Source organism: Pseudooceanicola algae (genome assembly GCF_003590145.2).
Taxonomy (GTDB): Bacteria; Pseudomonadota; Alphaproteobacteria; order Rhodobacterales; family Rhodobacteraceae; genus Pseudooceanicola; species Pseudooceanicola algae.
This window is the reverse complement of the sequence record NZ_CP060436.1, coordinates 2,975,917-2,998,164: the sequence shown is the minus strand read 5'-3', so window position 1 is coordinate 2,998,164 and position 22,248 is coordinate 2,975,917. Positions and strand designations below refer to the sequence as shown.

Below are 22,248 nucleotides of genomic sequence, written 5' to 3'. Positions count from 1 at the left end.
CTCCGGTCAATGGCCCGGCACGGATGCCGGGCCGGGGCCTGTTCAGGCCGGTTCGTCAAAGTTGCGCGGCACGTCGAAGGTGCCGGCAATGATGGCTTCGCGCACATCCATCATCTGCTTCACGGCCGCCTCGGGGGCAGAGCCTTCGACCAGGAAGATATCGTTGCCGCCGTTCTGCATCAGGCTTTCGGGCGTGTAGTTGCGCGCTACCGGGTTGCCCGCGGCCACATCGGCCAGCGCAAGGTCCAGCAGCGGACGGAAGGACCACATGGCATTGGCAAAGACCGTTTCGGGATAGCGCGGCGTGTAGTCGATCATCGACCCCACGGCCATGATCCCGCGTTCCTGAGCCGCGTCGGCCGTGCCGATCCGTTCGCCGAACAGGATGTCCGCGCCGCTGTCGATCAGGGCCAGACCGGCTTCGCGGGCCTTGGGCGGATCGAAGAAGGTGCCGATGAAGCTGACCAGGTGGATCACATCGGGGTTCGTCGCCTTGGCGCCATCGGCAAAGCCGTTGATCAGCATGTTGACCTCGGGGATCGGGATCGCACCGACCGAGCCCACGGTTCCGCTGGTGGTCATCGCCCCGGCCAACATGCCGCACAGATAGGCCGCTTCCCAGTTCCAGGTGCCGAAGACACCAAAGTTGTCGCCCGATGCCTCGCCCGAGGAGCCGAGGAAGAAGGCGGTGTCCGGGTAATCCGCCGCCACGACGCGGGCTTCGCGTTCCACCGCATAGGCTTCGCCCACGATCAGCGCATTGCCCGCTTCGGCATATTCCCGCATCGCGCGCGGGTAATCCGTGGCCGAGACCCCTTCGGAGAAGCTGTATTCGATCACCCCTTCCGCATCGGCGGCGACCATGGCCGCGTGCAGGACAGAGTTCCAGGCGTTCTCGACCGGCGAGGCATGGATGCCCGCCACCTTGATCGGCGCGGTCTGGGCGCGCAGGGCCGGTGCGAACAGCGGGACGGTGCCGAAGGCGGCACCGGTGGCCAGCAGGCGGCGGCGGTTCATGATCAATTTCGACATATGGTAGTCTCCCTGTGGATTGGACCGGTCTGGTGCCGGTGCGCTTGTCCGTTCGCGTGTCTTCTGGCCGCCGGCAAAGCCCCGGCGACGGTTCCAGCCATGTGGCGCGTGCCCCGCCGCCCCGTCAAGACGCCTTGACCCGCCACCATCGCCGGGCTGCGGCAGCGCAGCGGCAATGCTCTATTTCAAGGCAATTTCTGACCGGCTGGTCAGAAGCCTGCGAGGGCGCCTTGGCAGGCGACTTCCCGGCGCAGCCTCCCCTGCCGCGAAAACCGGCAGGAAAGCGCGGCAAAGCCCCTGATTTCCCTGTGAAACTCGTCTTCCCCCACCCGCTGACATAGAAAGGGGGGCAGAGCGCATCCAACCCATGGCACTTCCTTTATGACACCGCAGATCGGCATCCTCGCCAATACCCGCCCGACCCTCGGCGAAAGCCCGGTCTGGGACGCGGTGACGGAACGGCTTTTCTGGGTCGACAGCCTGGGGCGGCGGATCTTTCGCTGTTCGCAGCGCGGCGACACCCTGCGCGCCTGGGACCTTGAGGCCAGCGTCGGCTCCATGGCGCTTTGCGAGGACGGGCGCGCGATACTGGCCATGCGCAATGGCGTGCACCTGTTCGATTTCGCCACCGGCAAGGCCGAGCTGATTGCGGACCCGGAACCCGATTTCCCCGGCCATACCCTGAACGATGGCAAGGTCGACCGGCGGGGACGCTTCGTCTTCGGCTCGATGAATGTCGAGGGCAGCACCCCTGATGCCGCGCTTTACCGGATGGACCGGGGCCGGGTCGAGACGCTGCGCACGGGTTTCACGCTCAGCAATGGACCCTGCTTTTCCCCCGATGGCGCCAGCTTGTATTTCGCCGATACCACGCGGCCGGAGATCCTGCGCTTTGACTACGGTGAAGACGATGGCGCGCTTCCGGCCCCGCATGTGCTGGCGCGGCTGGGTGCGGGGCAGCTGGACGGGGCGACCGTCGATGCCGAGGGCTGCATCTGGTGGGTGTTGACGGGGATTGGTCAGATCCTGCGCCTGTCGCCGGAGGGAGAGGAGCTTTTGCGTCTCGACATGCCCGTACGCCATATCACCAGCCTGACCTTCGGCGGACCGGAGATGGATATCCTTTACGTGACCTCGATGGGTCGGCCACTGTCCCCGGACCAGCCCCGCGACGCGGTCGAAGGCGGGGCGGTCTTTACCATCACCGGCCTCGGCATCACCGGTCTGGTCGAGCCGCGCTACAGATTTTGAAGCGCGGCCCTTTCAATTGGGCTCAGTCATCAAGCCCGGTGGTCAGGCACTCACGCCGAGGGTTTCAGCGGCCAGGGCAAACACCCGTTTCAACACGCTGTCCTCGGTTTCACCGGGGGCAGCGCGCACGAAGGGCGTGCCGGCATCCATCAGCGACCCTTCCATCATCAGGTTGTCCGACATGCCGTGGTTTTCGACCATGATTCCATCGGACAGGCGCAGCAGGCCATCCCCGGCCTCCGTGGCGGTCTCGCCTGCCCAGGCCTCGATCCGGTCGCGGTAATCGCGGGGCTCGAAGGAAAAGGCAAAGACAGGGATGCCACGGCCGGTCAGGTAGCCCATTTCCCAGACAGTGCCGGGATCGGCAGCCGGCCCGCGAAACGGGGTCAGGTTCGCGATGCAAAGGTCGGCGCCCTGCATCATCTGCAGGTTGTTGCGATAGATGGACAGGCCGGTGATCTCTGCATCGTCCAGCTTGTCCTGATCCGATCCGGGACCGCTGGGGGTGAAACCGGCGGCACGGGCCAGCGCCTTGCGCCGGTCCGACAGGGCCGCGAAGTCCGCATAGAAGACCTCCGGACCCGCTAGGTAGACTTTCATGTGCAATCTCCGGGGTTTGGCAGTGTTGCGAGGCGGCTCAGGAAAGCTCGCCCGCCTCGATTGCCTCAAGAAGTTTCGCACGGAAGGTCAGATCGCGATCGGTGACCTCGTTGTTCACCTTGCTGGCCTCGGTCATGAAATGCTCATAGCCACGGCCCATTTCCCAGCCGCGTTTCGTGTGCATGTCGATGGCGAAATCGGGGACCTCGGGGGCCTTGTCGCGCACGCTCAGTTCCAGCTTGGCGAAATTCGCCATGTCGTCGCTGGTCCGGTCCTTGGGCGCATCCGCGATCAGGCGCACCGCATGGGCGGCGAACAGGAACCGGTCGTGCAGCGGGCGCGGGATGCGCAGATGCTGCTGATAGCAGGTCTCGACCAGCACGGGCAGCATCGGGTGGCCCAACCCCACGTCCTCGACCGCGATGACCTGCAGACGGGACCAGAGCATTTCCTCCATCTGGACGGAGGTCAGGAACATTTCATAGGCCAGCAACAGGGCGGTTTCACTAAGCCCCCGGCGCAGGGACTTTTGCAGGCCCGAGATGACTTCGTCGGCGGGCACGTCATGATGGGTGCGCACGCGCTGCCAGGGATCGGCGGGAAGGGTGATCTTCATTTGATTTCCATTTCTACGAATTCCACGGTTTCGTCGGTCAGGTTGACGACATTGTGGCTGACTCCGCAGGTGCGGAAATAGGCCACTCCGGCGGTGATATCGTAGGAAGTACGATTGCCCTCGGCGTCGATCATGGTGAGCGTCCCGCTGATCGTCGGGGTGACGACATAGGGAAACTCATGGGTATGCCACCCCGTCTCGCCCATGGGCGGGAAGGTGTAGCGCGTCACCCGCACCTTGTCGTTGTCTTCGTATTGGATGACGTCGGCGGGGATGAATTGGGACATTTGTCAGCTCCAGCGGGCGTTGACGCGGCGCTCGGCCAGCGTCGCAAGGGTGAAACACAGGACGGATATGGCGGTGGCCACGACCGAGGTGCCAAAGGCGCGGTCGGTCTGGAAATCCGCAGCGCTCTGGCGGAACATGTAACCAAGACCGGAGGTCCCCATCAGGAACTCGGCCACCATGGCCGACAGCACGGCAGGCGGGGCGGACAGGCGCAGGGCGATCATCCAGGACGGCACGGCGGATGGCAGCACCAGCCGGACGAACCGTTGCCAGGGCGAGGCGCCGAAGACCCTGAACAGGTCGTCCGAGCCGGCGGGCAGGGCGCGCAGTCCGGCCGAGGTAAAGACGAAGGCCGGGAAGAAGCTGATGATGACCACGATGGCCAGCACCGTCTTGACGTCATAGCCCAGCAGGCGGGCCAGGATCGGGATCAGGGCCACCACCGGCACCGAGGAAAAGATCAGCCCGAGCGGGATCAAAACCCCCGACAGCAGGCGCGATGTCCAGGCCAGCACGGCGATCAGCGTGCCAAGCGCCATGCCCAGCACCAGCCCAAGGGCCGCCAGCGTCAGCGTCAGCGCGGCGTTGGAGATATAGATCCCCGGATGGGTCACCAGATCCTTCACCACGTCAAAGGGCTGCGGCATGACGATGGCGTTCAGGTCCTTGACCCAGATCCACCCCTGCCACAGCAGCAGCACTCCGATGATGCCCCAGTATTTGCCAAGGAACCCGATGCTGCGTTGCCCGATGCTGCGATGGGTCATGAGAACCTCCCGTGGACGAACCGTTCAAGCAGCGACATCAGCCCGAAAACGATCAGCGAGGCCGCCGAGGCGATGAAGACCGCGCTCCACAACAGCGGGATCTGGAAATTCTGCATGGCCGAGACCATCAGCAGGCCCAGCCCGCGCGAGGCTCCGAACCATTCGCCCAGGATCGCGCCGATGAAGGCGGCCGGCGTGGCATATTTCATCCCCGACACGATGGAAGGCAGCGCGGCGGGCAGATCCAGCCGGATCAGCCGTTTGACCCGGCTGGCGCCAAGCACCGCGAAAAGGTCCCGGTGGTTCTGGCGGCTGCGCTCAAGACCCGATGTCGCCGCGACATAGATCACGAAGAAGACGTTGATCGTGGCGATGGCCATGCCGGTCACATCCCGCGACAGCAGCACGATGAACAGCGGTGCCAGCGCGATCGGCGGAATGGCATTGATGGTCGAGGCCAGCCGATCCACCCCCGGCTGCAGGGGCTTGACCAGATAGGACAGCATCGCGGCCCCCAGCCCGATCACGAAGCCAAGCACATAGCCCCCCAGGATCATGGAGAACGACGAGGCCATGGCCCGCCCGAACAGCCCGCGCCGCGAGGGATCGAACAGATAGGCCATCACCGTGGAAAAGCGCGGCCAGGTCAGCCCGGCCAGCTTGTAATAGCCGATCATCTCCCAGCCGATGAGGAACAGCAGGATGCCGATGATGCCCAGGGCCAGGTCCTGCATCTGGTGGCGGGTCAGCTTCATGCCTCCGGCTCCAGCGCGAGGGTCAGCTTGTCGGCCAGCGCGTGGAAATCGGGCGTGCGCTGGATCGATGGGTCCCGCGGGCGGGCGAAGGGGATCTTCATCTCCATCCCGATGGTGCCGGGTCGGCCGGTCATGACGATCACGCGGTCGGCAAGGAACAGCGCCTCTTCGACCGAATGGGTCACCAGCAGCGTCGTCACCTCGTCCTCGGCCCAGATGCGCTGCAATTCGACGTTCATGTGCCGCCGCGTCACCGCGTCGAGCGCGCCAAAGGGTTCATCCAGCAACAGCACATCGGGCCGCAGCACCAGCGCCCGCGCGATCGAGGCCCGCTGCCGCATCCCCCCCGACAGCTGGCTGGGCCGGGCGCCGGCGAATTTCGCCAGCCCGACCAGGTCCAGCAGATAGTCGATCCGCGCCATGTCGGCCTTCTTGCCGGCGACCTTGTAGGGCAGGCAGACGTTGTCGCGCACGCTGAGCCAGGGCAGCAGGGCATGATCCTGAAAGGCCACGCCCAGCCGGTGCGCCTTTGACAGTTGCGCGGGGGCCTGGCCTTCGATCAGCACCTGGCCAAGGCTGGGTTTTTCCAGCGCCGCGACCAGCCGCAGGATCGTCGACTTGCCACAGCCCGAGGGGCCCAGAAGGGCGACGAATTCGCCCTTGCCGATGCGAAGATCGACATCCTTGACGGCCGTCAGCTCGGTCCCGTCGTCAAGAGTGAAGACCATGCCGACGTGATCGACATGAATGGCGGTATCCTTGCTCATTGGGTCAGGCTCATCTCTTTTCTCGGGGTCTCTCTCGGGACGGGTTCAGGCGGTCAGCCGGTCGAACTTTTCAGTGATCACGGGCAGGCGTTCGCGCAGCTTTGCCTTGATCCGGTCGGTATCGACATTGACCATCTGGCGGTCGCGCATGGTGATGGCCCCGTCGATGATGACGGTTTCCACGTCGCGTCCGACCAGCACGTTGGAGGCGGTGAACAGCGGGTCGTAATGCGGCGCGGCGTCCATCTGGCTGGCGTCTGCCAACAGGATATCGGCCTTCTTGCCGACCTCCAGCGATCCCACGGCGTCAAAGATGCCAAGCGCCCGCGCCCCGCCCACGGTGGCCACGCGCAAAAGCTCCTGGAAGGAGATCGGTTCGCGCCAGTGGAAGGCAGCCGCGTTGACGGCCTGCTGCCCGGCATGCGCCGTATGAGCCACCTGGAAGATGTCGAGGGTGCCGCCGCCGCCCGGCCCGTCGGTGCCAAGACCGACGTCCATGCCGCGATGCCACATCTCGGTCAGGCGATGCGCCCCGATGGAATAGTTTCCAAAGGCGCAATGGCAGGAGGACAGGCGGTATTTCTCGTACAGATCCATCTCGTGATGCGAAAGCATGACCGAATGGGCGCAATGCAGGCGATGCGACAGCACCCCCATATCCTCGAGCCATTCTGTCGGACGCTTGCCGAACTTCTCGGTCGTATAGTCGATCTCGTAGCTGCCTTCGCAAAGGTGCGTGTGGATCTTGGTGTCCCGCGCCTCGGCCTCGGCGGCGATGTCGCGGATCAGTTCGGGCGAGCAGACGATGACCTGGCGCAGGGAAAACCACGCCGAAACCCGGTCGTTGTCCTTCCAGCGATCCACCAGACCGGTGTTCTTTTCCAACGCCTCGTCATGGGTCTGAAGCATGTTCGCGGGGACTTCGGCGCCGATGTTTTCGGACTGGTTGACGGTTGACTGGCTGATGAAGCCGCGAATGCCCACATCCATCGCCGCGCGGCCGAATTCGTCGGGGTGCGGGCCCCCCGCCTCGGCAAAGCAGGTCGTGCCGACCTGGATCATGTTGGTATAGGCGACCAGCCCCGACAGATAGGCGTCCTCTGGTTCAAGGCAGCTTTCCCAGGGGATCAGGTAGTTCTTCCAGACCGGCAGCTTCAGCGGGCGGGTCCGCCCGATCTGTTGCAGCTTGCCGCGCAGCAATTGCTGGCCGGTGTGGAAATGCGCGTCGATCAGGCCCGGCAGGACGATCTTGTCGGTGCCATCGAGGATCTCGGCGGCGATGAAGTTCGCCGCGTCGGTCTTGCCGATCCAGACGATGTGCCCCTTGTCCACCGCGATGGCCCCGTCGGAAATGACGGTGCCTTCGGCGTCCATCGTGACCACGTCGGCGTGACGGATCAGGATATCGACCTTCTGCGGTGCCCTGGTCGTTCCGTCGCTCACAGCATCTTCCTCGCGTCTTCGACGATCGAGGTATCGACGATGCTGTCGATGTCGGGCAGATCCGTGCGGCCCGTGGCGCGGGCGGCGTCATACATGATCCCGCTCATCTTGGCCTTGTCGAGCGTGAACAGCGGATAGTCTGCATCCATGCCGGGGAAGACGAAATCGATCTGTGCGGTGTTCTGGCGGGTCTGCTGATCCAGATCCAGCCCGTAGTCGCGCCCGTATGTCTCGACCGCCAGCCTGGCCGCATAGGCGGGATCGTCGTAGCTGACCTTCCAGGCCTTCATCAGCCCGGCGGTATAGGCCACCAGCGCATCGCGGTTGGCCTCCAGGAACTTGCGTTCGACAAAGGCGATGCCCGCATAGCCGGGGAAGCCGAGTTCATCGAAGGTCTTGAAGAAGAAGTCCTTGTCGCGCTCAAGGCCCATCGTTTCCATCGTGATGACCTGGTTGGTCGCAAAGGCGGTATAGCCGTCGCCATCCCCCGCCAGCAGCGGTTCAGGTGAAAAGCCGGCCGGAACGGCGGTGAATTCGCCCGAGATCCCATTCAGGCCAAGGGTCGCCTGGATGGCGGTTTCCTCGGACGCGCCCTGCAGCAGGATGCGACTGCCCACAATGTCCTCGGCGGTCAGGATCGGCTTCTTCGCCATGGATATGATGCCCAGGGGCGATTGCTGGAAACGCGCGGCGATCAGCACGAAGTCGTTGCCCTGACTCACCGCATCAAGGAAGGGCAGCCAGCTGGCATAGCCGATCTGCGCGGTCCCGGCCGATACCATGGTCAGCGGGTTGGGCGCATTCGGGCCCCCGGCGCTGATCTCGACCTCCAGATCGTCTTCGGCGAAAAAGCCGTTTTCCAGCGCGATGAAATGGTCGCCGTATTCCACGTTGGCGATCCAGCCGAACTGCGCCGTCAGCGCGGTCGTATCAGCGGCAAGGGACAGACGGGGCATCATCGTGGTGGCAGTCAGTCCAGCAGTCAGGCCGGCGGTCCCGGCAAGGAATTTGCGGCGGTCCATGATGGATCCTTCCGTTCAGATGAAATGGGGGAAATCAGCCCCCGGCGCATGGGGGGGAGAGGCCGGCGCCGGGGGCAGGGGCAACTCTGAGGTCGGCTCAGAGGCCCTCGGCAGCTTCCTTGGCCAGGGAAAGGTCAAGAAGCTGGTCCAGGGGGGGCACGGTCCGGTCACCGGCCACTTCGGTCATTGTGCCTTCGATCAGGGCAGGGTCGAAGACGAAGAAGGTCTCGCCCTCGGCCGGGGTCAGCAGCGGCGCCTGAAGCTCCATCTGGCGGACCTGCTGGTCCTTGCTGAGGCCAAGATCGGCTCCGTATTCATCGACCACCAGATCCGCGACGGCCCCGGGATTGGCGATGGCGTAATCCCACCCCTTCATGAAGCCGCGCAGGAAGCCGACGACTTCGCCCCGATGCGCTTCGACATAGTCGCGCTTGGCGATGATCAGGCTCTGCTTCACCTCGTAGCCAAGGTCATCCAGCAGGGTGGTGTGGAAATCCGTGCCTTCGCTCAGGCCCAGCTGTTCCATGGTGATCGGCTGGTTCGTGGCAAAGGCGAAATAGATGTCGCCATCCCCCGCCACCAGCGGTTCGGGCGAAAACCCGGTCGGCTTGACCTCGTATTCATGCGGCAGGCCCTCGGTGTCGAGGATCGCGTCGATGATCGAGGAATCCTCGGGCTTCTGCGCCAGGAAGGTCTTGCCCACCAGGTCCTCGGGACCGGTCAACGGCAGGTCGCCCATCGACAGGAACGCCGCGGGGCTTTTCGCCCAGACTGCACCGAGGATGATGAAATCGTTGCCGCTGTCGATCGCGTCCAGAACCGGCAGCCAGTTCGCGGTCACGATATCCGCCGATCCGGCCGACAGGGACACCAGCGTCTGCGGCGCGTTCGGGCCGCCGGGGATGTATTTCAGGTCCAGGCCTTCTTCGGTGAAATAGCCCTGGTCAAGCCCACCCCAAAGGCCGCCCTGTTCGATATTCGAGATCCAGCCATAGGCATAGGTCATCTCGAAGGCATCCTGGGCCGAGGCGATTGCAGGCAGCGTGGCAAAGCTCAGCGCGGTTCCAAGGGCAAGAAGACCCCGGCGCGTCATGCTGATTGTTCTGGTCATGGCGATTTCCCTGTGGCGGAGTTGTTGCACGCATCTTGCGCGGCATTTGGCCCTGCTTGCTGCAAAGCTCACAACTATAGTTACAAGGACGGTCAATTCCTGTAATATGAATTACAGGTTCCGCAGGGATAATTTTCGGGAAGAGGCGCCGAATGCAAGAAAATCGGGCAATCAGGGTGCTGCCGGCCAGCTCCGAAGTCGCGGAAAAGATCGAAGCGATCTATCCGGAGCTGTCGGACGCGCTGCGAATCTTCGCGGATTTCGTGCTCGGCTCACCGATGAAGGTGGTGCAGCTGTCGATCAACGACACGGTCCATGCCTCGGGGGTCTCGGTCGCCACGGCGAACCGGTTCGCCCGTCGTCTGGGCTATGACGGCTATCCGCAGTTCCGCGCCGAAGTGGTGCGCGCCTTCGAACATGTGCTGGCCCCGGTGGACCGGCTGCGCCAGCAGATCTCGGAAGGGTCCAGCATCGCGGAACGGGTCAGCGCCAGCTTCAACGAGGACATCGAGAACATGCGCGACACGCTCGCCAATCTCGACATGGCGCGGGTGGAAACCCTGGCGCGAGAGATCGTCGCCCGGGACCACGTCTATGCCCTGGGGTTCGACAATTCCGCCGCGCTTTCCTCGATCTTCGCGCACCGGCTGGCGGTGGCGGGGGTGCATGTGCAGACCAATCCGACGGGGGGTGGCCGGCTGACCGCCGCGCGGGAAATCGCCCGGCTGCCCGAAGGCTCCATCGTCATGGCGATCGCCTTTCCACGCTACATCCGCGACACCGTGGAACTGGCCGAGGTCGCCACCCTGCGGGGTCTGACCGTGGTCGGCATCACCGATACGCAATCCTCGCCGCTGGCGCAGGTGGCCAGCTGGTCGATCTATCTTCAGGCGCGCCGCACACTCGGCTCGACATCGGATTGCGCGATCCTGGCCTTTCTTGAGGCGCTTTCAGTGGCCATCGCCGCCCTGCGCCCCGGCGCGGACCGCGCCTCCGAGGAATTCGCCGACCTCGGCTTGCCCTTCATCATGGGCAAGGTGCGGGACTAGGGCCGAAGCGGGGCGCCGGCGGGAGTTTTACACGCTGACGAGCGTCTCGGTGAAGGCTTCCTCGAACCGGGCGGAGTCCACTTCCAGCGCGACAAGCGCATTGGGCACGGTCTTGCCGGTCTTGCGGCGGTCGGGGATGACCTGGCCACGGGTCAGGGTGCCGGCGCATTCGACATCGACCTGCATCGCCTCGCAGGTGACCAGCGACGGGTCATGCGCAACGGCCACGGCCAGCGGATCATGCAGGGCGCACCAGTCAATGCCGGGATATTGCGCCTGATAAGCCGCAAGATAGAACCGCGCCGCCTGCATGACATGGCCCGCCGCGACACCGCCACGCTTTGCGATATCGGCCATCATGGCGGCGGTCAGGCGGGTCTTCATGGTCACATCCATGCCGATCATCGTGACCCGCGCGCCGGACTGGAAGACGATCCGCGCCGCTTCGGGGTCATTGAAGAAATTCGCATCAGCGACGGGGCTGGGGATGCCGGGCACGCCGGGGTGCCAGATCGTGCCGCCCATCAGGACGATCCCCTTCAGCTTTTCGGCGATGTCGGGCGCCTTCATCAGCGCATGGGCAACATTGGTCATCGGGCCGACCGGCACCAGGATCAGCTCATCAGGGGCGGCACGCACCATGTCGATGATCAGGTCCGGGCCCCAGGTGTCCAGCGCGCGGGCCTGCGGGTCGGGCATGACCACGTCGCCGATCCCGTTGGCGCCATGGATACGGCTGCCGCGCTTTTCATAGGGGCGGGTCAGGGCACGCCGCGCGCCCGTGGCGACCGGAATATCTCCGCGCCCGGCGGCTTCCAGCACCTGCAGGGTGTTGCGGGTGGCGCTGTCCACGTCGATATTGCCGAAAGTACAGGTCACGGCTTCCAGTGTGATCTCCGGGTGGCCGAGCGCATAGAGAATGGCCATTGCGTCATCGATCCCGGTGTCCACGTCCAGAATGATACGGGTCATGGTCTGTCTCCTGCTGCTATCCGGTTCCCTGTCGGAACGCCCGAATCCTTGGCCGATCGTCCGCCGACCGGCAAGGCCACATTTGCGCAGTCCCGGCTTTCGGGCGCCGATGGCCCGGCTGCCCTCTTGCCGTTGGCGCGCGATCATCCTATAGCCGACCTAAACAGTCAGCTTTACACCCGATCCCAGATCTCTGCCCCCTGCACAGGCAGATCAGGCCGCCGGGCATCAATCCGAGCATGCCATGACCTTTTTTCCCGCGTCCTTTCCTTCGGCCTCTTCCGGTCTGACCGCCGGCAGCGCGGCGTTGCCCTATCGGATCGGGTCGCGTCACGGCATTGCCCATAAATGGTCCCGCGGCAGCGTCGCGGCCCTTGCGGCGCGGATCGGCGAAAGCTACGTCGCCGCCCTGCCCTTTGCCCGCAGCGGCACCGGGATGCTGCTGACCGGGCTGTCCCCTGCCACGGCCGAAGCCGCCCCTGCCACAGCCCCACGCCTTTTGACCCACCAGGAAGTCCCCGCCGCGGCGGACTACGCCGCCGCCGTGGCCGAAGCGGTGCGCCGCCTGAAGGCTGACCCCGCCTTCCGCAAGGTGGTGCTGGCGCGGGGGCTGGACCTGACCTTCGAAAGGGCGCCGGATCCGCAGGCGCTGCTGGCCGAATTGTCGCGCGATCCCGTCGCGCTGCCGTTTCTGCTGCCGATCCACGACCCCTCGCGCGAGGCCGCCAAGCAGTTGATCGGCGCCAGCCCCGAGCTGTTATTGGAAAAGACCGGCACGGCGGTCAGGTCGCATCCACTGGCCGGCTCCGCCCGCCGAACCGGACATGCCGCCGAGGATCACGCCGCCGCCGCCCGCCTGACGGACTCGGGCAAGGATCGGGGCGAACACGCGCTGGTGGTCGAATATATCAGCGACACGCTCGCCCCGCTGTGCCGCGATTTCACCCCGCCCGGCCCTCCCGAGGTCTTCACCACCGACTCCATGCTGCACCTCGGCACGCCGATCCGCGCCACCCTGCGCGACGCGGATCACACCGCCTTCGATCTGGCAGTGCGGTTGCACCCGACGCCAGCCGTCGGCGGCACGCCGATGGAGCAAGCCGAACGCACGATCGCCGACCTCGAAGCCGCGCCGCGTGACTTCTTTGCCGGCGCCATCGGCTGGGGTGACAGCACCGGCGATGGTGCCTGGCATATCGCCATCCGTTGCGCCGAATTGCTAGGCACCCGCGCCCGGCTTTTCGCCGGGGCCGGCATTGTGGAAGGGTCCGACCCCGCCGCCGAAACCGCCGAAACCGGGGCCAAGTTCGGCACCATGCTGCGCGCCCTTGGCTGCGCGGCGCTGCGCGACCAGCTTTAGGCCCAACCTGACCCGTAGAAGAAAGGGAGGCCCATGGCCCTGCCCACCATCCCCGATTACGCCCTGCCGGAACGATTGCCGACACCCCGCGCGCCCTTTGCGCTGGACCGCAACCGCGCCGCGCTTCTGGTCCATGACATGCAGCGTTACTTCTGCGCGCCCTACGGGGCCGATGCCGCGACGCGCAACAATGGTCCGCTGCGCCGCGCGACTGCCAATATCGCCCGCCTGCTGGATGCCGCCCGCCGCGTCGGCGTGCCCGTCTTCTACACCGCGCAGAAAGGCGACCAGTTCCGCCCGGATCGCGGCCTTCAGGCTGACCTTTGGGGACCGGGGATGTCGGCCACGCCGGAGCACGAGGACATCCTGCCCGAACTTGCACCGTCCGAGGGCGACATCACCCTGCACAAGCATCGCTACAGCGCCTTCCAGCGGTCGAACCTGGATCAGTTGCTGCGGGCACGGGGACGCGATCAGCTGATGATCACCGGGATCTATGCCCATATCGGCTGCCTCTGCACCGCGACCGAGGCCTTTCAGCGCGATATCGAACCCTTCTTCGTCGCCGATGCCCTGGCCGATTTCGGTCCCGATCAACACGCCATGGCGCTGAATTGGGTTGCCGCGACCTGCGGCGTGCCCATCGACACCGACGACACCCTCGCCACCCTGACCGCAGGAGAGCCCGCATGAAACTGACCGGATTTGACGGCCGCCGCGCCTTTGTCACCGGGGCGGCGGGGGGCATCGGCCTTGCCGCCGTGCGCCTGCTGCATGAAGCCGGCGCCATGGTCACAGCCACCGACCTGCCCGCCGCATTGGAGACCCTGCCCACCGATGCCACCGACCTGGCCCGTTGGGAACCGCTGGACGTCAGTGACCCCGAGGCCGTCACCAAGGCCATCGCCCGCGCCGAGGCCGGGGGGCCCCTGACGCTTGGCCTGCATGCGGCGGGGGCGCTGTTCCTGTCTTCGATGCTTGAGACCCCGGCCGAGGACTGGCGCCGCATCTTCGACATCAATACCCATGGCACTTTCTTCGTGACCCAGGCGCTTGGCCGCGTCATGGCGCCGCGCGGGACCGGGGCCATCGTCGCGGTCGCGTCGAATTCCGCCGGTATTCCCCGGCTCGGCATGGGCGGCTATCCGGCCAGCAAGGCCGCAGCGGCCATGGCGGTGCGCTGCCTGGGGCTGGAACTGGGTCAGCACGGGGTCCGCTGCAACCTGGTGAACCCCGGATCGACCCTGACGCCGATGCAGACCGGCATGTGGGACGATGCCGAAAGCGGCGCGGCGGGGGTCATTCGCGGATCGCTCGACAGCTTCAAGTCCGGCATCCCACTTGGCAAGCTCGCCACGCCCGAAGACATCGCCCGCGCCGCGATCTTCCTGCTGTCGGACGAAGCGGGGCATATCACCATGGCCGATCTTTATGTCGATGGCGGGGCGACCCAGCGGGCCTGATCCGGCCCCGACGACACAACTTCCCATTCCCTCCGGCGCCGGAGCCTGTCACAACCTGTGGTTAGGAATTGACAGTCACCACCACCGGAGGGACCCCCATGAAGCGCCAGATCGCCGCCGCAATGGTACTGCTGGCCCCACCCGCGCTGGCCGAAAGCCCGGTGCTGGACCTGCCCGGCTTCCCCGATTTCGCTGCCGTTGGGATAGGGGCGGGGCCGCAGTACATCGGCTCGGGCGATACGATCCGGGCCGCCGCACCACTGATCCGCAAAAGCTTTGACAGGCGCTACATCAGCCTTGAAGCCAATTACCTGAGCGTGAACCTGGTCGACGATCCACATTGGAAGGCCGGGCCCGCCGGAATCCTGCGCTTTGGACGCGGGGATGTGCAGGATGCGCAGGTTGCCGCGCTGCCGGATATCGACATGTCCGTCGACCTTGGTGGCTTTGTCGCCTGGGAAACCGGCGGTGCGGATCCGCGGGACCGCTGGCATATCGGCACCGGGGCATTGCAGGACGCGACGGGCGCACACGGGGGCCATGTCATGGACCTGAACCTGCGGCGCTGGCTGCCCATGGGGCGCTATGGCGCCTTCGGTCTGGGGCTGGCAGGCAGTTGGGGATCGGCCTCTTACATGGACAGCTATTTCTCGGTCACATCCGCCGGATCGGCCGCCAGCGGGCTGACCGAATACAGCGCCAGATCGGGCTGGCGCGATGCCCGCCTGACAGCCGTCTTCGTGCAACCGGTGTCCGAAGACTGGGCAGTGGTGGGCGGGATGATCTATTCCTACCTGCTGGACGACGCCGCCAACAGCCCGGTGGTGCGCCGACGCAGCCAGCTATACGCCGGGGCCGGTATCGCGAGGTCCTGGTAGGGCTGATGCCACAGCGACCAAAGTCCCTGGCAGCGGGATCGCGAGATACCTTTGGAAGGGAGGAGAGAAGTGGTGCCGGTGATAGGACTCGAACCTACGACCCCATCATTACGAATGACGTGCTCTACCAGCTGAGCTACACCGGCACTTCTTCCCGAGGCGGTGCAAGCCTGTGGCTGGCGGGGCCTCGTGGAGCGGGGCTATAGCACCCCTCCGACCCATGGGAAAGTGCTATTTTCCCCTGCACGGTGCCTCGCGCTCCGGGTCCTGATGGCCCCGCAGCGCGAGAGGGATCAGGACCTGACCTTGGGCTCGCTGCCCGCCTCGGCAGTCGTTTCCTCGGGCGGCAGAAGCTCTGCATCCGGGACCTCGTCAGCGGTGTCGGCCGGCGGAACGGGCGCCGCAGGATCAGCCGGGTTCACGGCGGGTTCGGTCGGGACCACGGGCATGTTCACCGCATCATCGACCCGCCCGACGATCAGCGGCAACATCTGCTGCGACATCGGAGATTGGTATTCCGTCGCCGGGGCGTCTTTCCAGGCCAGGGTGTCGAAGGCGTCGCAGTTCTCGCAGACCGGCGCCCAGTGGGTGTGGGTATGATGACAGTTCTCGCAGGTCCATTGCGGGCCGCGCGGGGCGCTGACGGCACGGGTCAGCCAGCCCTTGACGATCGCATCCGGGCTGCCTTCGCCGCGTTCGATCGCCGCCATGATGGTCAGCGCACGGGCATCGGGCTTGACCGTGGCAAGATCACCCAGGGCGCGGCGCGCCTCGGGGAAATCTTCGGCGCCGATGTTCAGCTCGGCCAGCAGAAGCCGGGTTTCGCGGTGATCGGGACGCAGCTTGGTCAACGCGCGGAAGCGTTTCAGCCGCGCCGCGGGCGTTTCGTCCGGGACGAGGGCGGCAAAAGCCACGGCCAGGTCTGGATGCGGGCTGGTTTCCCATGCCTTGCGCAGCACGCGGCTGGCGTATTTGTCCTTGCCCTGCTCGTGATAGGCCCGCGCGGCATAGACGGCCGCCGGGATCAGGTCGGGGCTCAGCTTGTTGGCCTGGATCGCCGCTTCGCGCGCCTCGATCGAGGCATCTTCGTCGATGATCACCTTGGCTTCGGACAGGGCCAGCACCGCGTCACGGCGGCGATGCACATCACGCGGCAGCGCCCCGGTGCGCAGCTTGGCCTTCAGGGTGTTGCGTGCGCCCTGCCAGTCGGAATTGGCGGCCTGAAGGCGCAGCAGCGTATCCTGCACCTCGACATGACCGGGCTTCAGCGCAAAGGCCTTTTCGGCCAGTTTCATCGCCGTTTCGGTATCGCCTTCCTCAAGCCGCTGCTTCATCAGCCCGCGCACACCGACAAAGCGCGTGCGGTCATCGGTCAGCAACTGGCGATAGGCCTGCTCGCGCTTCTTCTTGTCGCCGGTCAGCTCGGCCGCCTGGGCGGTCAGCAGGTTGGTCAGATCGCTGCGATCAAGGTATTTCTTAGCCCGCGCGGCCTTGGCCATGGCCAGGCGTCCTTCGCCCGAGGCCAGGGCCATCATGCCTTCGCTCAGCGCTTGGATGCCCTTGCGTTCGCGGTTGCGGTCGAAATGCCGGCTCAGCGCGGTTTCGTCGCCGTTGATGAAGCGCAGCAGGGCAATCAGAAGGCCCGCCAGCCGGAACAGCACCCAGACCGCTGCCAGCAGCAGCAACAGGGCCAGCACCGCGCGCATCGGCGTCAGGTTGAATTCGTAGGCGCCAAAGGCGATCTGCACGCCCCCGTCGAGTTCCAGAAGGTAACTCGCCCCCATGGCGGCCGCAGCCACCAGGCAAATGAAAACGCCGATTTTGATAAATGACCAAAGCATCCGTAACTACCTCAATTCGTCTGCGTGGCGGCGTCAAGGCCGGAACGGGCCCCGACAGCTTCGGCGCGGGTTTGGGCGCTGTCCATCCAGTCCTGCATCGGGGATTTGGCTTCCTCCGGCAGGCTGTCGAGTTCGCTCAGCGTTGTGTCGAGATCTCCGGCACGCAGGGCCGCTTCGGCCCGCGACAGGATCGCATCGGTGGTGTCGCCTTCCTGCGGGGTCAGGGACCGCACGCCAAGCTGCGATTTCACGAAGGACATGACCGAACTGGTGTCGCCCATGTCCACCGTGGCGCGCAGCGCGGCGCGGGCGTAATCGGGAAAGCTTTGCTGAAGCGTGTTCAGCGTGGGCACACCTGCTGCATTGGCAGTCAACCCGTCGGGCACGGTCATGCCGAGGCGGGACAGCGTGGCGACGGAGTCCTCATAGGCCTCGCCACTGTCCAGCGCGGCATCAAGTTCGGTCATCGCCGCGCTCAGCTCGGACTGTTGGGCAGCGGATTCGATTTCCTGTTTCAGCGCCGCGCTCTGGTCATCGAGCGCCTGTTTCAGCGCCGCAACCTGATCGTTGATCCCCTCGATCTGCTCGGGCGCGACCCCCTGATCTTCGGGAGCGTCTTCCAGCGCCGCAACCCTGTCGCCCAACGCCGCGAGCGTCGCCGTGGCTTCGGACAGGCTGCTTTCCAGCCCCGATTGACCGGAGCCGAGGGTTTCCACCCGATCCTCGATCCCGGTCAGATCCACCGGCGCGACAGAAGATTTCAGCTCGGCAACCTCGGCCTGCAGGGTTGCCATGTCATCCTTGACCGTTGTCCCGCCCTGCCCCGGCAGTCCGGCCAACCCGTCGGGCAGAACCACCAGCGCCAGGCCAAAGCCAAGACCGGCAGCCACCACGCCGCCCAGCAGCGCCGGGAAGAAGCGATGGCGGTTCACGACCTCGGTCTGCGCCTTGGGGGATGTGGCGGCAGATGGGGGGCTTGCAGGCGTTTGCGCATCCGGGTTCACCATTTCCGGCGGCACCGCGGCGGGAGAGGCCATGTCGTCGGGCGCGGTTCCGTCCAGCGCCATGAGCTCTTCGACCTCGGCGCCCAGACTCGCGGCCTCAGCCCCGGCTTCGTCGCGCGGGTCGTGCACGGGCGCGGCAAGCTGTCTGGCCACGGGGGGCACATCCGCCACTGCACTGGCATCGTCTTCGTCCATCACGTCGGGCGTGCCGGCGACGATCCCTTCCGGGGCGGTCACCGTATCACTGGGTGCAACGCCGATGTCATCGTTACCGGGCACTCCGGCTGCGTCCCGATCGTCTTCGGTCAGGGCCTGCGGATCAGTTTCAGAGGGGCGCGGTGCGCTTTCGGCACTGATCGCGGTCTCCTCGTTTCCGGTTTCCACCTGGTCGTCTTTGGGTTTTTTGGCCACGGGTAGAACCCCCCTTGATTCTGTGAACCGGCGTCATGGGTACTTGACCAACTTAGTCACCCCCTTCTGATGCCTCAAGCTGATGCGAAGTGTCGATGAGTCCAGCAATTACTTCAAGCATGCTAACGCCATCTGGTTGAGCGGCAATCCGAACCGCATGTGCGGCCAGAGGTGCCACGATCGGAACGATTGCCGGGCTGATAGCGCCGATCATCAGCAAAGCGTCGCTTTTCCAGCCAGTGGCAAAAAGCCGCGCGCCCTGCGGTGAATAGAGCGGCGCGATGATCAGGGGCGCCTGTTTCATCGCCGTCTGCGCTTTGGGCGAAAACGGCAGGGCGCATTGGCGGTAGGCGGTGACGCCCTGCGCAAGCAAACCGGCCGCTTGCAAACGCCCCGTCAGATCGCCGCGATGGCGTTCGCCCCTGAGATGCAGCAGCGGGGCCGCAGGGGCCTGCGCGCGCAGCAAGGTCAGCAGATCCTCGACACTACCCGCGGCAGAGCGCGCCTCCAGACCGGCTTCCCGCGCAGCCGAGGCGGTGGCATCCCCGACGCACCAGGCCTGCAAGGCGCCCTGCCCATTCGCCGCCTGCCAGGCCCGCACACCGTTGCGCGAGGTGAAAATCAGCTCGGTCCCCGGTTCCGGGGCCGGCAGGGGCAGGAACTCGATCTGCTGCAATGGGCTGACAAGGATATCGACCTCGCAGGCAGGATCTGCCTGCAACAGGTCAGCCAGTCTCTGCCCGTCAGGCGCGGGCCGGGTGATCAGGACCAGGGGTCGCAAGCGCGTTCCTCCGTGGATCTTCGATACCGTCGCGGGCGGCCCCGTGCCGGATCAACGGCCAGTGATGGCGCAAGGTCCGCCGGGCCATCGCCAGCGGGCAAAACTCCGGGCAGAGTTGTTTGCGGCCTGACACGGTGTTACCTGCGGCAGGTGCATTGCGCAACGAAAGCAGGACGTCAGACCGAAATGACCGCCAGCCTTACCCTTCTTGGAATTGAAAGCAGTTGCGACGATACCGGCGCGGCCGTGGTCACCGGCACGCCGGGCGAGGCGCGCGTGCTGTCCTCGGTCGTTCAGGGGCAGGGGCAACTGCATGCGGCCTTCGGCGGCGTGGTTCCCGAAATCGCCGCCCGCGCCCACGCCGAGCGGCTGGATCATTGCGTGGCCGAGGCGCTGGAAACGGCCGGGATCGCCCTGCGCGATGTCGATGCGATTGCCGTCACCGCCGGGCCGGGGCTGATCGGCGGCGTGCTGTCAGGCGTCATGTGCGCCAAGGGGCTGGCCGCGGCAACCGGCAAGCCGCTGATCGGGGTGAACCACCTTGCGGGCCATGCGCTGACCCCCCGGCTGACCGATGCGGTCGCCTTTCCCTATCTCATGCTGCTGGTCTCGGGCGGGCATTGCCAGTTCCTGCTGGTGCGCGGCCCGGACGATTTCACCCGCCTCGGCGGCACCATCGACGATGCCCCCGGCGAAGCCTTCGACAAGGCCGCCCGCCTGCTGGCCCTGTCTCAGCCCGGCGGCCCCTCGGTCGAGGCAGAGGCCCGCGCCGGCGATCCCGCCCGGCTGCGCTTTCCACGTCCGCTGCTGGACCGCCCCGGCTGCGACCTGAGCTTTTCGGGGCTGAAAACGGCTCTGCTCCGGGCGCGCGACGAAATGATGACCGACAATGCCCTGCACCGTCAGGATCGTGCCGACCTTTGCGCGGGGTTTCAGGCCGCCATCGTCGAGACTCTGCGCGAAAAGACCCGCCGCGCGCTGGAGATCTATCTACAGGACGCCCCCGCCGTTCCGGTTCTGGCCGTCGCGGGCGGCGTCGCGGCCAATGGTGCGATCCGGGTTGCGCTGCAGGAGCTTTGCGACCAGAACGGCACCCGCTTTACCGCGCCGCCCCTGGCCCTATGCACAGACAATGCCGCGATGATCGCCTATGCCGGGATGGAACGTCATGCCGTGGGTGAAAGCGACGGCATGGACCTGTCCGCCCGGCCGCGCTGGCCGCTGGACCGCCGCGCCCCGGCGATGCTGGGCAGTGGCAAGCGGGGGGCCAAGGCATGATCTCGGTCCTCGGCGCCGGGGCCTTTGGCACCGCCCTTGCCATCTCGATCGCGGAAGGCGGGTCGCTGGTCTGGCTTTGGGGGCGCAACGGCGACAGCCTGCGCGCCATGCAGGACAGCCGCGATTGCCCGCGCCTGCCCGGTGTCACCCTGCCCGACGGGCTGACCTGTTCCGGCGACCTTGCCGAGCTGACCGCGACGGGGCCGGTCCTGATGGCCGTGCCGATGCAAACCCTGCGCCAGGTGCTCAAGGCCCATGCCGCCCGGCTGGACCAGCGCACCCTTGTCCTGTGCTGCAAGGGGATCGAGCTTTCCAGCGGCAAGCGTGCCTCTGAAGTCGTGGCCGAGGTACTGCCCGGCGCCCTGCCCGCCCTGCTGTCGGGACCCAGCTTTGCCACCGATATCGCACGCGGCCTGCCCACGGCGCTGACACTGGCCTGCGCCGAACCGGGTCTGGCCGCCGCGCTGCAAGCCAGCCTGTCGACCCCGACCCTGCGCCTTTACCGGTCGACCGACCTGACCGGCGTCGAACTCGGCGGCGCGCTGAAGAACGTCATGGCCATCGCCTGCGGCGCCTGCACCGGCGCGGGTCTGGGCGACAGCGCCCGTGCCGCGCTGATCACCCGCGGCTACGCCGAGATGCAGCGCATGGCCGCCGCCCTTGGGGCCCAGCCCGAAACCCTTGCCGGGCTGTCGGGTTTCGGGGATCTGACGCTGACCTGCACCTCCGAAGGGTCGCGCAACTACCGATTTGGCCAGTCCATAGGGCGCGGCGAACCCTTTGATCCCACCATCACCGTCGAAGGCGCCGCAACGGCGCAGGCGACGGATGCGCTGGCGGCGCGACTGGGCCTCGACATGCCGATCACCCGCGTGGTGACCGGCCTCGTGACCGGCGCGCTTGATGTGACCTCGGCCATGGACGCGCTGCTGTCGCGCCCGCTGAAGGAAGAATAGGCGCCCGCTGCCCCTTGCACGGGCGGGCCGCTTTGCTAGGCTCGGGCTCTGTTCCCGCAAGAAGGTGACCGGCCCATGCGCTACTGGCTTTTCAAATCCGAACCCACCACCTGGGGCTGGAAAGATCAGGTCGCCCGTGGCGACGCAGGCGAAGAATGGGATGGGGTGCGCAACTATCAGGCCCGCAATTTCATGCGGGAAATGGCCCTGTGGGATCGCGGTTTCTTCTATCATTCGCAGACCGAAAAGTCCGTCGTCGGCATTGTCGAGATCTGCGCCGAGATCCACCCCGACAGCAAGGCCGGCGACCCCCGCTGGGAATGCGTCGACATCAAGGCGCTGCGCAGTTTCATCAAACCGGTGCCTCTGGATCGGATCAAGACCGACCCGCGCCTGTCGGAGATGGTGCTGGTGAAGAATTCCCGGCTGTCGGTTCAGCCGGTCACCCGCCTGGAATGGGAAGCAATCTGCGAATTGGGCCTGACCAAAGCGGATTGACGGCATTCTTTTGCTGCGCGGTTCAGACCGGGCGGCAAAGCGCGCGAACAGATCTGAAATGCGACAGGTGACAAGCGGCCCGATCAAAGGGAATTCCCTGATACA

23 protein-coding genes and 1 tRNA gene are annotated in these 22,248 nt (G+C 65.8%); 9 read left to right on the top strand and 15 right to left on the bottom strand.

Translation table 11 applies throughout. The annotated features are described in order from the left end of the window. Positions 1-42 precede the first annotated feature (42 nt). Positions 43-1,032, bottom strand: a complete 990-nt coding sequence (locus tag PSAL_RS14000; RefSeq protein ID WP_119839537.1) for a BMP family protein — start codon at positions 1,030-1,032, stop codon at positions 43-45. A 381-nt stretch (positions 1,033-1,413) separates the two neighbouring features. Between PSAL_RS14000 and PSAL_RS13995 the strand changes: the two genes are divergently transcribed. Then, positions 1,414-2,283 carry an SMP-30/gluconolactonase/LRE family protein gene (locus PSAL_RS13995; RefSeq protein WP_119839536.1) on the top strand — a complete coding sequence of 290 codons (870 nt, stop codon included), beginning with the start codon at positions 1,414-1,416 and terminating at the stop codon, positions 2,281-2,283. Between the two features lie 42 nt (positions 2,284-2,325). Here the strand turns inward: PSAL_RS13995 and PSAL_RS13990 are convergent, their stop codons facing one another. The 9 genes from PSAL_RS13990 to PSAL_RS13950 all read right to left on the bottom strand — a co-directional run bounded on the left by PSAL_RS13990 (position 2,326) and on the right by PSAL_RS13950 (position 9,652). Then, positions 2,326-2,883: a nucleoside 2-deoxyribosyltransferase gene (locus PSAL_RS13990; protein WP_119839535.1), complete on the bottom strand. Its 558-nt coding sequence runs from the start codon at positions 2,881-2,883 to the stop codon at positions 2,326-2,328. 37 nt (positions 2,884-2,920) lie between these two features. Beyond that, positions 2,921-3,499: an AAA family ATPase gene (locus PSAL_RS13985; RefSeq protein WP_119839534.1), complete on the bottom strand. Its 579-nt coding sequence runs from the start codon at positions 3,497-3,499 to the stop codon at positions 2,921-2,923. Then, positions 3,496-3,786 carry a cupin domain-containing protein gene (locus PSAL_RS13980; protein WP_119839533.1) on the bottom strand — a complete coding sequence of 97 codons (291 nt, stop codon included), beginning with the start codon at positions 3,784-3,786 and terminating at the stop codon, positions 3,496-3,498. The genes PSAL_RS13985 and PSAL_RS13980 overlap by 4 nt, the downstream gene beginning before the upstream one ends. Positions 3,787-3,789: 3 nt before the next feature. Beyond that, positions 3,790-4,554: an ABC transporter permease gene (locus PSAL_RS13975; protein WP_119839532.1), complete on the bottom strand. Its 765-nt coding sequence runs from the start codon at positions 4,552-4,554 to the stop codon at positions 3,790-3,792. Continuing rightward, positions 4,551-5,309 carry an ABC transporter permease gene (locus tag PSAL_RS13970; protein ID WP_119839531.1) on the bottom strand — a complete coding sequence of 253 codons (759 nt, stop codon included), beginning with the start codon at positions 5,307-5,309 and terminating at the stop codon, positions 4,551-4,553. The genes PSAL_RS13975 and PSAL_RS13970 overlap by 4 nt, the downstream gene beginning before the upstream one ends. Beyond that, positions 5,306-6,076, bottom strand: a complete 771-nt coding sequence (locus tag PSAL_RS13965; protein ID WP_119839530.1) for an ABC transporter ATP-binding protein — start codon at positions 6,074-6,076, stop codon at positions 5,306-5,308. Before PSAL_RS13965 ends, PSAL_RS13970 begins: the two co-directional genes overlap by 4 nt. 45 nt (positions 6,077-6,121) lie before the next feature. Further along, the gene (locus PSAL_RS13960; RefSeq protein WP_196941861.1) at positions 6,122-7,519 is read right to left on the bottom strand and encodes an amidohydrolase family protein; all 1,398 of its coding nucleotides are present in this window, start codon (positions 7,517-7,519) and stop codon (positions 6,122-6,124) included. After that, positions 7,516-8,541 carry an ABC transporter substrate-binding protein gene (locus PSAL_RS13955; RefSeq protein WP_196941860.1) on the bottom strand — a complete coding sequence of 342 codons (1,026 nt, stop codon included), beginning with the start codon at positions 8,539-8,541 and terminating at the stop codon, positions 7,516-7,518. Before PSAL_RS13955 ends, PSAL_RS13960 begins: the two co-directional genes overlap by 4 nt. Before the next feature lie 97 nt (positions 8,542-8,638). After that, on the bottom strand, positions 8,639-9,652 hold the full coding sequence (locus tag PSAL_RS13950; RefSeq protein WP_119839529.1) for an ABC transporter substrate-binding protein: 1,014 nt from the start codon (positions 9,650-9,652) through the stop codon (positions 8,639-8,641). Positions 9,653-9,804: 152 nt separating this feature from the next. On the opposite strand from PSAL_RS13950, the gene PSAL_RS13945 reads away from it, so the two are divergent. Beyond that, positions 9,805-10,701 carry a MurR/RpiR family transcriptional regulator gene (locus tag PSAL_RS13945; RefSeq protein WP_119839528.1) on the top strand — a complete coding sequence of 299 codons (897 nt, stop codon included), beginning with the start codon at positions 9,805-9,807 and terminating at the stop codon, positions 10,699-10,701. Between the two features lie 27 nt (positions 10,702-10,728). Here the strand turns inward: PSAL_RS13945 and PSAL_RS13940 are convergent, their stop codons facing one another. Beyond that, positions 10,729-11,673, bottom strand: coding sequence for a nucleoside hydrolase (locus PSAL_RS13940; RefSeq protein ID WP_196222806.1), 945 nt, complete (start codon positions 11,671-11,673; stop codon positions 10,729-10,731). Between the two features lie 244 nt (positions 11,674-11,917). Between PSAL_RS13940 and PSAL_RS13935 the strand changes: the two genes are divergently transcribed. From PSAL_RS13935 to PSAL_RS13920, 4 genes are all read left to right on the top strand, one after another. Continuing rightward, complete coding sequence (locus PSAL_RS13935) at positions 11,918-13,033, top strand: isochorismate synthase (protein WP_119839526.1); 1,116 nt, start codon at positions 11,918-11,920, stop codon at positions 13,031-13,033. Positions 13,034-13,066: 33 nt separating this feature from the next. Further along, positions 13,067-13,726 (top strand): isochorismatase family protein, encoded by a 660-nt coding sequence (locus tag PSAL_RS13930; protein ID WP_119839525.1) that lies wholly within the window; start codon positions 13,067-13,069, stop codon positions 13,724-13,726. Next, the gene (locus PSAL_RS13925; RefSeq protein WP_119839524.1) at positions 13,723-14,496 is read left to right on the top strand and encodes an SDR family oxidoreductase; all 774 of its coding nucleotides are present in this window, start codon (positions 13,723-13,725) and stop codon (positions 14,494-14,496) included. The genes PSAL_RS13930 and PSAL_RS13925 overlap by 4 nt, the downstream gene beginning before the upstream one ends. A gap of 98 nt (positions 14,497-14,594) precedes the next feature. Beyond that, entirely contained in the window at positions 14,595-15,374 is a 780-nt protein-coding gene (locus PSAL_RS13920) for a MipA/OmpV family protein (RefSeq protein WP_119839523.1), read from the top strand. 70 nt (positions 15,375-15,444) lie between these two features. Here PSAL_RS13920 and PSAL_RS13915 read toward each other — a convergent pair. From PSAL_RS13915 to PSAL_RS13900, 4 genes are all read right to left on the bottom strand, one after another. Beyond that, a tRNA-Thr gene (locus tag PSAL_RS13915) sits at positions 15,445-15,520 on the bottom strand. A gap of 147 nt (positions 15,521-15,667) precedes the next feature. Beyond that, positions 15,668-17,215 carry a heme biosynthesis protein HemY gene (locus tag PSAL_RS13910; protein WP_119839522.1) on the bottom strand — a complete coding sequence of 516 codons (1,548 nt, stop codon included), beginning with the start codon at positions 17,213-17,215 and terminating at the stop codon, positions 15,668-15,670. 11 nt (positions 17,216-17,226) lie between these two features. Continuing rightward, the gene (locus tag PSAL_RS13905) at positions 17,227-18,630 is read right to left on the bottom strand and encodes a COG4223 family protein (protein WP_119839521.1); all 1,404 of its coding nucleotides are present in this window, start codon (positions 18,628-18,630) and stop codon (positions 17,227-17,229) included. A 52-nt stretch (positions 18,631-18,682) separates the two neighbouring features. Further along, positions 18,683-19,411, bottom strand: coding sequence for a uroporphyrinogen-III synthase (locus PSAL_RS13900; RefSeq protein WP_196222805.1), 729 nt, complete (start codon positions 19,409-19,411; stop codon positions 18,683-18,685). 186 nt (positions 19,412-19,597) lie between these two features. Between PSAL_RS13900 and tsaD the strand changes: the two genes are divergently transcribed. From tsaD to PSAL_RS13885, 3 genes are all read left to right on the top strand, one after another. Beyond that, positions 19,598-20,689 (top strand): tRNA (adenosine(37)-N6)-threonylcarbamoyltransferase complex transferase subunit TsaD, encoded by a 1,092-nt coding sequence (gene tsaD, locus PSAL_RS13895; protein ID WP_119839519.1) that lies wholly within the window; start codon positions 19,598-19,600, stop codon positions 20,687-20,689. After that, the gene (locus PSAL_RS13890) at positions 20,686-21,645 is read left to right on the top strand and encodes an NAD(P)H-dependent glycerol-3-phosphate dehydrogenase (protein WP_119839518.1); all 960 of its coding nucleotides are present in this window, start codon (positions 20,686-20,688) and stop codon (positions 21,643-21,645) included. Before tsaD ends, PSAL_RS13890 begins: the two co-directional genes overlap by 4 nt. 75 nt (positions 21,646-21,720) lie before the next feature. After that, a complete protein-coding gene (locus PSAL_RS13885) occupies positions 21,721-22,143 on the top strand; it encodes an EVE domain-containing protein (protein WP_119839517.1) in 423 nt (140 codons plus the stop codon). Positions 22,144-22,248 lie beyond the last annotated feature (105 nt).